Source organism: Pseudoflavonifractor phocaeensis, assembly GCF_021531815.1.
In the GTDB taxonomy this organism is placed as follows: Bacteria; Bacillota; Clostridia; order Oscillospirales; family Oscillospiraceae; genus Lawsonibacter; species Lawsonibacter phocaeensis_A.
Map to the genome: position 1 here is coordinate 1 of NZ_JADYUM010000001.1, position 11,917 is coordinate 11,917.

The window sequence follows — 11,917 nt, forward strand, 5'->3', positions numbered from 1 at the left end:
CCCCTACATCCACTCTCCCGCCTCCCCCCGCTACTCCCCCGAGGAATACAATGTGATGGAGATCGATTTTGACGCTCTCATCCGCGGGGAGGAAAACGAGGAGCTGCTGGCCGCCCACCGCTGGTTCGCCCAGCGGCAGCCCAGTAAAAAGAACCGGTGGACCGGCCGCTTCGCGGGGAAAAATCTGGTTTGGGTGGTGGCGGAGGGCTTCTCCCCCCAGGCCATGGACCCGGTGCGTACCCCCACCCTCTGGCAGCTCTCCCATCAAGGCTTCGTGTTCCAGAATTTCTACACGCCCCTCTGGGGCGTCTCCACCTCCGACGGTGAGTATGTCACCACCACCGGGCTGATTCCCAAATCCGGCGTGTGGAGCTACTCCCAGTCTTCCTCCAACTACATGCCCTTTGCCCTGGGCACCCAGTTCCGCAAACAGGGCTACCGCACCATGGCCTTTCACGATTATCTCTACGACTATTATGACCGCAACCTCTCCCACCCCAATATGGGCTATGATTACGTGGCTCTTGGCCAGGGGTTGGAGGAGGAGGACATCATTCCCCAGCAGTTCCTGGAGGCGGAGAACGCCTTCCCTCCCTCTGACCGGATGATGATGGAGAAAATCGTCCCCATGTTCGTCAACGAGGACCGCTTTATGGTCTATTGCCTGACGGTGAGCGGACACCTGAATTATACCCTGGAGGAGAACGCCATGTCCGTCCTCCACTGGGATGAGGTGAAGGACCTGCCGTACAGCGACGCCGTCAAGTGCTACCTGGCCAGCCAGATGGAGCTGGAGCTGGCCATGGAGAGCCTGGTGTCCCAGCTGGAGGCGGCCGGTAAACTGGAGGACACAGTCATTGTCCTGTCCGCCGACCACTACCCCTACGGCCTCACCGACGAGGAGTACAGCGAACTGCTGGGCCACCCGGTGGACCCGGTGTTCGAGATCTACGAAAACACCTTGATCCTCTGGAGCGCCGATATGGAGGAGACGGTGTATGTGGACAAATACTGCTCCAGCCTGGACGTAATGCCCACTCTGTCCAACCTGTTCGGCCTGGAGTATGACTCCCGGCTGGTCATGGGCACAGACATTCTGTCCGACACCCCCGGGCTGGTCATATGCTCCAATTACAGCTTTCTCAACCAGGAGGGGACCTACAACTCCGTCACGGACCAGTTTACCCGCTGGGACGGACAGGACCCCGACCTGGAACGGGTGACCTCCCTGGTGGCTGATGTTCAGAACCGGGTAGCCTACTCGGCACTGATCCTAGACCAGGATTATTACCGCCTCGCTTTGGACGGGCCGCCCAAGGAAGACCACTCCGCCTTTTCCCTCCTGAATCCCCACCGGAACAGCTCCGACCGGCCCGAAGACAGCCGGCTGCCGTAATCAGACAGACAAAAGACCGCCCGCCGGCTGATTGCCGGCGGGCGGTCTTCATGAGAGGGAGAAAGAGAATATCATATCTATCATTACCGCCGGAGCGGGTATCTTTGGTCTGCCTCCCCGGGGCGCTGCCGGCAGGGAGGCAGTAACTGGTCCCTGGTCTATCATGTACCGGACCGCCCGCCCAGAGACACGGCGGGCGGCAGGTGCCGGTCTTCCCGGCCTTGGCAATTGGTTTTCTCTGTTCCCAGGACGCCTGCAGTATACCATCCTTTTTCCCACGATTCTTCACCAAAGGAAGAACGTTCCATGAACATTTTGTGAACCTTATCCCCACCCGCCGTTCGTTTTTCGGACAAAATGGCCAAATTCATCCAATGATGTAAATTTTAGTTTATTGTTCTATAGAACCTAAAACCTATGTGATGTAGGGCAAGGGCTCTGCCCTTGCCTTTCCAGGTGCACCAAATACTGGGAGAGATTTTTGCACTTGAACACTTCGCCTGCGGGCGGGACGGGGGATGGAGATATTTCGCCCCCGGGCGAGGTACTTTTGTAGAGATACAAAAGTACCCAAAAAATCTCCGGGGCTTCGGCCCCGGCCCCCAAGGGGCGTCCTACAAAAAAGCCTGCCTCACGTCCGGCGCCCATTCCCTGGTTTTGCTGCCTCACCTTCCGGGCCTTCGGCCCTGAGTGAAACGAATTTGGATAAGAACAGCCACCGGATGTCAGCGCCTGGGGCTCCGAATTGTGCGGCGTGGTTCCTGACTGCGCTGCCCCGCCCCGCTGTGCAAAACTAGATTCAGTGGCACGTCCCACCGGGCGGCCCCGGCGGGCCACGGAAGTAAGAAGCATCAAGAACAGGTTTTGCCTGTATCGAGGCGGGCTATATTGCTGATCCCCCGTAAAACCTCCGAATTTTGTGAAGCAAAAAGGCGGTGTGCTCCAAATCAAATTTTGCGGCTTGGGTTTCGCGCAGGGCAGCTGGGCTCCCGTAGTGGGGTCCGGGGTAAGGCCGTTGGCGGCGGAGGGCGCAGCCCGAAGCCGGCCTGGCCGTCCCCCGGCCATCTTTTGGTGACTTTTGGATGGCTCCAAAAGTCACTCGCCGCCGCAGCGGTGAAATCTCCTAACCCTATAAACTAAAATTTTATGGATTCATCAGCTTCCGAACCCCTTGATTTTACTCGCTTTTCTCCCATCCAAGGCATAGAAAAGAGAGCCCCGGGCTAAAATCCAAGACTCTCTCAGAGTACGATGTGATTGCTGATTTGAAGGTGAGCAGGGGGGGAATATTGAGAACAGGTTTCGTGGGATTATGCACCTGTTTTTCCATTAGTTGTCACAGCGGTAACCAAAATTCTGAATGGCCGCCGGATTATCCCGCCAGTTTTCCTTCACTTTCACCCAAGTCTGAAGGAACACTTTGGTCCCCATGAACCGCTCCATGTCCTGCCGAGCCAGGGTGGACACCTTTTTCAGCATGGCGCCCCCCTTGCCGATGATGATCCCCTTGTGGCTGTTCTTCTCGCAGTAGATGGTGGCATCCACCTCCACCACCTCATCGTCCCGCTCGGAAAACCGGGTGATCTCCACGGCGGTCCCGTGGGGGATCTCCTTGTCCAGACAGAGGAGCAGCTTCTCCCGCAGGATCTCGGCCATCATCTGCCGCTCTGGCTGGTCGGAGGTCATATCCTCCGGAAACAGCTGGGGGCCCTCGGGCAGGAAGCCCTCCAGCACGTTCAGCAGCTCCTCCACTCCCTCGCCGGTCTTGGCGGAGATGGGGACCACTGCGGTAAAGTCACAGGCCTGCTGGTACAGTGAAATGACCTCCAGCAGTTTTTCTTTCTGCTCCAGGGTGTCAACTTTATTGATGACCAGTACCGAGGGGCAGTTCAGCGTTCTGATCCGGTCCAGAAGCTGCTGCTCCGGAGCGCCGATGTTGGGGATGGGCTCCACCAGCAGCATGATCCCGTCCACGTCGGCCACGGACTCCTTGACCACGTTGACCATATAGTCCCCCAGCCGGGTACGGGCCTTGTGAAGACCCGGGGTATCCACAAAGACGAACTGGCACTCTCCCCGGTTCTTGATGCCGCAGATGCGGTTCCGGGTGGTCTGGGGCTTGTTGGTGACAATGGCCACCTTCTCCCCCACCAGGGCGTTGGTCAGAGTGGACTTGCCCACGTTGGGCCGCCCGCAGATGGTGATGATTCCGGATTTTTTGATGGTAGACATAACAGATGATCCTCAACTTTCTTTGAGCGTTCTTGATTCAGCGCATACAGGAGCGGACAAATTTCAGGGGGACGTCCATGCGGCACGCGGTCTGCTCAGGCGTCATGCCGCTGTCCAGAAAACGCCGGCACACAGTCTTCATGTTTTCCCCCACCTCGAGGATGTGCCCGTCCGGGTCGTACAGGCGGACCACCCGCTGGCCCCAGCGGTGCTCCTTGGGCGGATGGACATAGGAAATTCCCGGACATGCCGACAGTTTAGCCAGGAAGCCGTCAAAGTCATCCTCCTCAAAATACAGCTCTGCCGCCCGGCCGCCAAACCGGATGTCCCCGGGTCCGGCCCCAAGGAACTCCTGCCAGCTGTCCAGGGTCTGGAGGCAGACGCCGCCCGTCAGAGTGACGTTGGCCCCGAAGTCCTGGATCACCCGCAGACCCAGCACCTCCCGGTAAAACCGGATGGACCGCTTCAGGTCGGTCACCGCCAAAAGAGGATTCTGAAATTTCATTGCTCCTCCTATTCCCGGGTGATGCCCAGTGTCCCCAAAATAGCCTCTTCCCTAGCCCGCATCTGTGCCTTCATAGGGCCCTCGTCCAGGTGGTCATAGCCCAGCAGGTGGAGCACCGAGTGGACGGTGAGGTAGCACACCTCCCGCTCCAGGCTGTGGCCGAACTCCGCCGCCTGGGACTCCGCCCGCTCCAGGGAGATGCACATGTCCCCCAGGGGGCACAGCTCCGTGGCCGGGTCCAGATATTCCTCCCCCTGGGGAGGCGCCCCGGGCTCCAGCTCAAACATGGGGAAAGACAGCACGTCGGTGGGGCGGTCCACCTCCCGCATGTCCAGGTTGACCTGGTGAATGCCCTCGTCATCGGTGAGCAGGACGTTGATCTCACAGGGCAGCTCCACGCCCTCCGCCTCCAGGGCGGCGAAGATCACTTCCTCCATCCGGCCGGTCAGCCCCTCCGGGACCTCCACGTCCGCGTCAAACAGGATCTCATGGTTCATGGCTCTCTCTCCTCCCCCGGCCCGGTCACCCCCGGGACGGAACCGAAATATTCTTCCACAAAGTCCACGTTCTCCACCTGGAAGGTCCGGCCGTTGAGATGCTCCAAGGGGCCGGCGTCGGTGGTGAACCGGAAGGTCAGCTTATAGGAATACAGGGCCTGGCCGTGGCGGCCGTATTTCCGGTTGTCCCGCTCGCTGCCGTACTTACCGTCTCCGATAAGGGGGTGTCCGGCGGCGGCGAACTGGGCCCGGATCTGGTGGGTCCTGCCGGTAATCAGGTCACATTCCACCAGGGACAGGCCGTTTTTCACCGCCAAGGTCTTATATAAGGTGACGGCGGTCTTGGCCCCCGGCTCGGGCCGGGACCGGACGTAGACCTGTTTTTTCACCTCGTCCTTAAAAAGATAGCCCTCCAGCTTTCCCTCCCGGGGCTCCAGCTTCCCCCGGACAGCGCAGAGGTAGTATTTGTTCAGTTCCCGGTCCTTGATCTTCTGGTTCATCACCCGCAGGCCCTCGGCGGTCTTGGCGGCGATGACGATGCCCCCGGTGTTCCGGTCGATGCGGTTGCACAGGGCGGGGGCAAAGGAGTTCTCCCAGTAGGGGGACCACTCCTTCTTCTGGTACAAATAGGCCTGGATGTGGGTGAGCAGGGTGTTCACCCGCTCGTTCTCGTCGGGATGGACCACCAGCCCGGGCCGCTTGTCCAGGAGCATGATGTGTTCGTCCTCATAGAGGATGTTCAGCTTGGGCTGGTACAGGGACAGAAAGGCGTTTTCCGGGGTGGGCTTGTCAAAAAACTCGTCGTTGATATATAATTGCAGCACATCCCCCACATTGAGCCGCACGTCCCGCTTGGAGCCCTTTCCGTTCACCTTCACCCGCTTCAGGCGGATATACTTCTGGGCCAGTGGGGCGGGCAGCAGGGGCAGGGTCTTGGCAAGCCAGCGGTCCAGCCGCTGCCCGGCGTCGTTTTTTCCAATGGTGAATTCCTTCATTCCGCCAACCGTCCTTTGGTATGAGCTACCATAGATTGCAACACAAAAAAATGTTTTTGTCAATATATGAAAAAAAGGTTTGACAAGTCTGGGAAATGTCTTTATAATACTCTCCGTACCATTATGCGAGTACGGGGCAAACCCCGGGGAGGAAGGCCATGCGTCTGGAACTGAAAGACATTATCCACGTCCCGGACGCAAAGAAAACCTTCCAATTTCAGGTAGACCTGTCTGACCTGGAGTTCTATGGGCGCAAGCCCATCACCCGGCCCGTCCTGGCCGAGGGCAGCGTGACCAACCACGCCGGCGCTCTGGTTCTGGAGGGGGCGGCCCGTTCCGTGCTGGACTTGGCCTGCGACCGCTGCGGGAAGGAGTTTTCCCGGGAAAAGGCGGTCCAACTGGACAGTCTGGTGGCTCAGACCCTGGAGGATGAGGAAAACGACGAGATCATCCTGCTGGAAGGGACCGAGTTAGACCTGGACGACGTGGTGACCACGGCCTTCGTCCTCGCGATGGATACCAAAAACCTTTGCTCAGACGACTGCAAAGGGCTGTGCGCCGGGTGCGGAGTCAACCTCAACGAGGAACCCTGCCGGTGCAGACCTGAAGTAGATCCAAGACTGGCAGCCCTTGCGCAGCTGTTGGATAAAGATGCTGAGTGAGTAGTCGAAGTGCCTTGATGGGCACGAAAACCGAAGGAGGTGTCACCCATGGCGGTTCCTAAGAGAAAAGTGTCTAAGGCCCGGCGCGATAAGCGGCGCAGCTCCGTTTGGAAGCTGGAGACTCCCGGTATCGTGACCTGCCCCAAGTGCGGGGCTTACCGGCTGCCTCACCGGATGTGCAAAAATTGCCTGACCTACAATGGCCATACCTTTGGCCAGGCCGAGGCCCAGTAAGTGAATTTTGCGAAAAAGACTGCTGTACGCCGTACAGCAGTCTTTTTTATATGGTTCGCGGCCTTCTTTCTCCCGCGCAGGACGTGGGAAGGCGCACTTTATTCCGCCGAAACGGACTTCACGTCCCTCCCGGCGCCATCCGCATCTGCTTATAAAAATCCAGGGTGCGGAAACCCCGTTCCAACTGGGTGTAGAGGTAGGCCTCGGTCAGGTCGGCCAGCTGCCGCAGGATCTCCCCCTCCGCCCGGAAAGAGAACAGCCGCTTGGGGTCCCCGTAGGCGATATGCCGCATGGCCTCCAGGGCCTGGCTGTCCAAGGGCATGGAGATGCCCTCCCCCACTTCATCCCGGCACCGGGCGCAGTGGAGGACTCCCTCCTTCAAATGGAACCGGGGGTCCTCCGGCGGCTCGGTCCCGCAGACGGCACAGCCGTCCAGCAGAGGCTCATACCCCGCCAGACACATAGCCTTTAATTCAAAGGCCGCCTTCACCAGCTCCAGGGGCTTGGACAGCTTGTCCAGGGCATGAAGGCTGTTCAAAATCAGGGACAGCAGATCCGGGCTGGGCATATCCTCCACCGCCAGCAGCTCGGTGACCTCGGCGAAATAGCAGGCCAGGGCCAGTTTGTCCAGGTCGTCCCGGACGCCCCGGAACTGGCGCTCCGTGGCCGCCTCCTTCACCGTCCAGCGGCCCTGGTAGTCGTAAAGCACCATCTCCGACCAGCACAGCAGCTGGCAGCCGGCGGCGAGTGGGCTGCCCTTCTTCCGGCTGCCCCGGGCGGAGGCGGTGACCTTGCCCAGGTCCTGGGTCAAAAGGGTCAGGATCTTATCCGATTCTTTGTAGTCCACGGACCGGAGGACCAAGGCCTTTGTGGTGGTGTGCATGGGCACCCTCCTATGTATGGGGCCGCTGGCCCCTCAGATTTGACGCGGACTGCGCACGCCTCCGCTGAACGCCGTCTTGGACGGCAGATCCGGGAGGGCTTTTTTCGCGTCCCGCTCTCCCCGGATGGCCAGGTAGGCCTCCGGCAGTCCGGTGATAAAAAACAGTCTCCACAAACCCCGTTCATCCATGACCCAGCCTCCCGTTTTCTCTGTACCGTTAGGCTGGCTGCTGAAACGGCGCGTTATAAGCGGTAAATTTTAGTTTTCTGAGGATTTCGCCTGCGGGCGGGACGGGAGATAGGGGTGTTTCGCCCCCGGGCGAGGTTCTTTTGTAGAGATACAAAAGTACCCAAAAAATCTCCGGGGCTTCGGCCCCGGTCCCCAAGGGGCGTCCTTCAAAAAAGCCTGCCTCACGTCCGGCGCACATTCCCTGGTTTTGCTGCCCTGCCTTCCGGGCCTTCGGCCCTGAGCGGAGTGAATTTGAATACAGGCAACCGCTGAATACCGGCGCCTACGTTTCCGAATTGTGTGGCGTAGTGCTTGGCCGCGCTGCCCCGCCCCGTTGTGCAAAACTTGATTCAGTGGCACGTCCCACCGGGCGGCCCCGGCGGGCCACGGAAGTAAGACACAACAAGCACAGGTTTTGCCTGTATCGAGGCGGACTGTATTGCATATCCCCCGTAAAACCTCCGAATTTTGCGAAGCAAAAAGGCGGTGTGTTCCAAATCAATTTTGCGGCTTGAGTTTCACGCAGGGCCGCTGGGCTCCCGTAGTGGGGTCCGGGGGTAAGGCCGTTGGCGGCGGAGGGCGCAGCCCGAGGCCGGCCTGGCCGTCCCCCGGCCATCTTTTGGTGACTTTTGGATGGCTCCAAAAGTCACTCGCCGCCGCAGCGGCGAAATCTCCTAACCCTATAAACTAAAATTTAGTCATCCTTTCTGCGGTACCAATGAATGTCAAACCCGATCCCTGTCTCCAGCTGATGCAGTTCTTTCAGCCGTTCCACCCCTGCCTTTGGAGTCTTCCAGGCGTAGGGTGTCATTCCGAACAGGGCCATGATGTCCGCCCCATTCTCCAGCGTGATCCGCCCCCGCACCTGCTCCACCCCCTGCCAGAGGAAGCCGGGGTAGTCCTCCCGCTTGGCCGGGTTCTCATAGGGCTGCTCGTATAAAACTTCCTTCATCTCCCACAGGTGCCGCGGGGCCGGGACCACATAGCAGTACAGTCCCCCGGGTTTCAGGACCCGGGCGAACTCCTCCGCCGCCAGGGGAGAAAACACGTTGGTCAGGATGTCCACGCTCCGGTCCGCCAAGGGCAGGCGGTAGACCGAGGCCACGGCAAACTCCCCCTGGGGCAGCCGCCTGGCCGCCCGGCGCAGGGCAAATTTGGACAGGTCCACCCCGGCCATCCCGGGTTTCTTCCCCGCCCCGGTGAGGGCATGGAACAGTCCCTCGGTATAGTACCCCTGGCCGCAGCCGCTGTCCAGCAGCACCGGGCTCTGCTCCTCCCCCGACTCCCGGACCACCAGATGGCACAGGGCATCCCGCAGAGGGGCATAATACCCCTTCTCCAGAAAGGCCGACCGGGCGGCCACCATCTCCTTGTCGTCCCCCGGGTTCTGAGAGTGCTTCCGGTTGGCCGGGAGCAGATGGGTGTATCCGGCGGCGGCAATATCAAAACAGTGTCCGGCAGGACAGCGGTATTGATGCTCCTCCCTCTCCAGCGGCCCGGCGCACAGGGGACAGCAAAACAGGCTTTTCAAACACTTCACCTCATTGTCTCAGGTCAGCCGGGCCGTTACCAGGCCGCCACGGTGCCGTCACACCTGGGTTCGGTCCCGCCCACCAGCAGGCCGTTGTCCGTCCGCCAGATGATCTCGCCCCGGCCCATGTCGATGTTGCTGTTTACTACCTCCACCTCGTGGCCCATCTCCGCCAGCTTCTTTCCCACATGGGCGGGAACTTCCCGCTCCAGCTGGATGTGCTTGCCGCCTATCCACTGCATCCGCGGCGCGTCCAGGGCCTCCTGGGGGTTCATATGGTAATCAATGGTGTTCACCGCCACCAGAACGTGGCCCTGGGGCTGCATGAAGGCTCCCATGACGCCGAAGGGGCCCACCGCCTCCCCGTCCTCGAGCATAAAGCCGGGGATGATGGTGTGGTAGGACTTCTTGCCCCCGGCCAGACAGTTGTCGCTGTTGGGGTCCAGGGAGAAGTTGGCGCCCCGGTTTTGCAGGGAGATGCCGGTACCGGGAATGGCAACGCCCGCGCCGAAGGTGGTGTAGTTGCTCTGGATGAAGGACACCATGTTGCCGAAGGGGTCGGCGGTACACAGGTAAATGGTGCCGCCGCAGGAGGGGTCTCCCGCTTCGGGCATCAGGGCTTTGCCGGTGACCAGGGCACGGCGGCGGGCGGCGTACTCCTCGGAGAGCATATCCTCCACCCTAGTCCTCATGTAACGGGGGTCGGCCACATAGGTCTTGGTGTCGGCGAAGGCCAGCTTGATGGACTCCAGAATTTTGTGGTATGTATCAGCGCACTCCTTCTCCCCGGACAGCTCCAACCCCTTCAGGATGTTCAAGGCCATAAGGACTGTGATGCCGTGGCCGTTGGGCGGGATCTCACAAATGGTGTAGCCCTTGTAGTCGGCGGTGATGGGTTCCACCCACGCCGGATGGTAATTTCTGAAATCGTCCTCGCAGAAATATCCCCCGGTCTCCCGGCTGAAGGCGACGATCTTCTCCATCAACGGCCCCCGGTAGTAGCTCTCGCAGTCGGTGGCCGCCAGCTCCTCCAGGGTCTGGGCGTACTCCTCCCAGCGGAACAGGTCGCCCGCCCGGTAAGGGGAGCCGTCCTCCTTCATAAAGGACTTCCACCAGTAGGCGTGGGGAGCCGGGTCCTTCTCCATGGCCGCGGCGATGCGGGCGGAGTCCTTGACCCACTGGGGCTCCAGGTTGACAGACACCGGGCAGCCCTCCCGGGCGTAGGAGATGGCGGGGGCGAACAGCTCAGACAGGGGCTTGGTTCCGAAGCGGCGGTTCAGCTCCGCCCAGCCGGCGGGAGCGCCGGGGACCATGGTGGGCACCCAGCCCGCCCTGGGCATCTCCGTATAGCCCAGGTCCCGCACCGTCCGGGCGTCCAGCGCCATGGGGGCCACGCCGCTGGCGTTGAGGCCGTAGAGCTTCTTCTCCTTCTCCACCCACACCAGGGCGAAACAGTCGGACCCCAGGCCGTTTCCCGTGGGCTCCAGCAGGGGCATGGCAGAGGCCATGGCCACGGCGGCGTCCATGGCGTTGCCCCCGGCTTTCATCACGTCCAGGCCGATCTGGGCCCCCAGAGGCACCGACGTGCAGGCCATGGCATGGCGGGCGTAAACCACATTCCGGTGGGAGGGATAGGCGTATTTCTGGGGATCAAACTGAGGCATGGCGCATTTCTCCTTTTCCCTTTCACTGATTTTATTACGATTATCCATCCTGAACAAGGTTATATGTCTTTTGCTGGGATCGTGCGGCGGCCGCCGCACGAACAAACCGCAATGGGGTCGATCCAGCAGACATTATTATACTAAAAACCGATCTCTTTGAACAGCGGGACGGAGAAATTTTATCTCCGCCCGCCGGTGGAAACAGAAGCGCCCGCTCACTGGAGCGGGCGCTTTTTCGTATGTATCTTATTTCCCGTGACGCCGGGCAGCCCGGAGGGTATTCTCCATCAGCATGGCCCGGGTCACCGGGCCCACGCCGCCGGGGACAGGGGTGATATAGGAGACCTTTTCCAGCGCCTCCTCAAAGACCACGTCGCCGCAGAGCTTGCCTTCGGTGTTCCGGTTCACGGCCACGTCCACAACCACGGCCCCCGGCTTGATCATATCGCCGGTGACCAGGCCCGTATGGCCGGCGGCAGACACCAGAATATCCGCCTGACGGCACTCCGCCGCCAGGTCCGGCGTCTTGGTGTGGCAGACGGTGACGGTGGCGTCTCCCCACAGCATGAGCATTGCCTGAGGCTTGCCCACGATGTTGGACCGGCCCACCACCACGCAGCGTTTGCCGCTGGGGTCGATCTCATACTCGCTCAGCAGGCGCATCACCCCCGCTGGGGTGCAGGGCCAGAGGGTCTCCTCCCCCATCATCAGATAGCCCATGTTAGCCGGGTGGACGCAGTCCACGTCCTTGTCCGGTCGGATGGCCAGTTCCACCGCCTTGCCGTCCAGATGTCCCGGCAGGGGGAACTGCACCAGCAGGCCGTCGATGTCCTCCCGCTGGTTCAGCGCCCCGATCAGGTCCAGCAGTTCCTCCTGTGTGGTCTCGCCAGGGAGCACATACTCCTCACTGTAAATGCCGCACTGGCTGCAGTCCTTCTTCTTTCCGTTGACATAGACCTTGGAGGCGGGGTTCTCCCCCACCAGCACCACGGCGAGGCCTGGCTTCCGGTCCATTTTCTCCACCTGCTCCCGCACGTGGTCCTTGATCTTGGCCGCCAGGGCCTTTCCGTCCATGATCACAGCAGACATG

At 60.6% G+C, this 11,917-nt stretch carries 12 protein-coding genes; 3 read left to right on the top strand and 9 right to left on the bottom strand.

The features are described 5' to 3' along the window. Nucleotides 1-1,396 (top strand): LTA synthase family protein (locus I6E42_RS00005; protein ID WP_235369651.1); only part of this gene is annotated, 1,396 nt, incomplete at its 5' end. A gap of 1,329 nt (nt 1,397-2,725) precedes the next feature. Here the strand turns inward: I6E42_RS00005 and era are convergent. The 4 genes from era to I6E42_RS00025 are packed head-to-tail and all read right to left on the bottom strand — an operon-like array spanning nt 2,726 to nt 5,625. Continuing rightward, nucleotides 2,726-3,628 (bottom strand): GTPase Era, encoded by a 903-nt coding sequence (gene era / locus I6E42_RS00010; protein ID WP_235369652.1) that lies wholly within the window; start codon nt 3,626-3,628, stop codon nt 2,726-2,728. Between the two features lie 37 nt (nt 3,629-3,665). After that, complete coding sequence (locus I6E42_RS00015; RefSeq protein WP_235369653.1) at nt 3,666-4,133, bottom strand: VOC family protein; 468 nt, start codon at nt 4,131-4,133, stop codon at nt 3,666-3,668. Between the two features lie 8 nt (nt 4,134-4,141). Further along, on the bottom strand, nt 4,142-4,630 hold the full coding sequence (ybeY, locus tag I6E42_RS00020; protein ID WP_235369654.1) for an rRNA maturation RNase YbeY: 489 nt from the start codon (nt 4,628-4,630) through the stop codon (nt 4,142-4,144). After that, nucleotides 4,627-5,625 (bottom strand): RluA family pseudouridine synthase, encoded by a 999-nt coding sequence (locus I6E42_RS00025; protein ID WP_235369655.1) that lies wholly within the window; start codon nt 5,623-5,625, stop codon nt 4,627-4,629. The genes ybeY and I6E42_RS00025 overlap by 4 nt, the downstream gene beginning before the upstream one ends. A 158-nt stretch (nt 5,626-5,783) precedes the next feature. Between I6E42_RS00025 and I6E42_RS00030 the strand changes: the two genes are divergently transcribed. Continuing rightward, the gene (locus I6E42_RS00030) at nt 5,784-6,287 is read left to right on the top strand and encodes a YceD family protein (RefSeq protein ID WP_235369656.1); all 504 of its coding nucleotides are present in this window, start codon (nt 5,784-5,786) and stop codon (nt 6,285-6,287) included. Nucleotides 6,288-6,335: 48 nt separating this feature from the next. Beyond that, nucleotides 6,336-6,521 carry a 50S ribosomal protein L32 gene (rpmF, locus tag I6E42_RS00035; protein WP_235369657.1) on the top strand — a complete coding sequence of 62 codons (186 nt, stop codon included), beginning with the start codon at nt 6,336-6,338 and terminating at the stop codon, nt 6,519-6,521. A gap of 118 nt (nt 6,522-6,639) precedes the next feature. On the opposite strand, the gene recO is transcribed toward rpmF, so the two are convergent. From recO to folD, 5 genes are all read right to left on the bottom strand, one after another. Further along, nucleotides 6,640-7,404 carry a DNA repair protein RecO gene (gene recO / locus I6E42_RS00040; protein WP_235369658.1) on the bottom strand — a complete coding sequence of 255 codons (765 nt, stop codon included), beginning with the start codon at nt 7,402-7,404 and terminating at the stop codon, nt 6,640-6,642. Nucleotides 7,405-7,437: 33 nt separating this feature from the next. Then, complete coding sequence (locus I6E42_RS00045; protein WP_235369659.1) at nt 7,438-7,593, bottom strand: hypothetical protein; 156 nt, start codon at nt 7,591-7,593, stop codon at nt 7,438-7,440. 733 nt (nt 7,594-8,326) lie between these two features. Further along, nucleotides 8,327-9,163, bottom strand: coding sequence for a putative RNA methyltransferase (locus I6E42_RS00050; RefSeq protein ID WP_235369660.1), 837 nt, complete (start codon nt 9,161-9,163; stop codon nt 8,327-8,329). Between the two features lie 35 nt (nt 9,164-9,198). After that, nucleotides 9,199-10,827, bottom strand: a complete 1,629-nt coding sequence (locus tag I6E42_RS00055) for a gamma-glutamyltransferase family protein (protein WP_235369661.1) — start codon at nt 10,825-10,827, stop codon at nt 9,199-9,201. A 246-nt stretch (nt 10,828-11,073) separates the two neighbouring features. Then, complete coding sequence (folD, locus tag I6E42_RS00060) at nt 11,074-11,916, bottom strand: bifunctional methylenetetrahydrofolate dehydrogenase/methenyltetrahydrofolate cyclohydrolase FolD (protein WP_235369662.1); 843 nt, start codon at nt 11,914-11,916, stop codon at nt 11,074-11,076. Between the last annotated feature and the right edge of the window lies 1 nt (nt 11,917).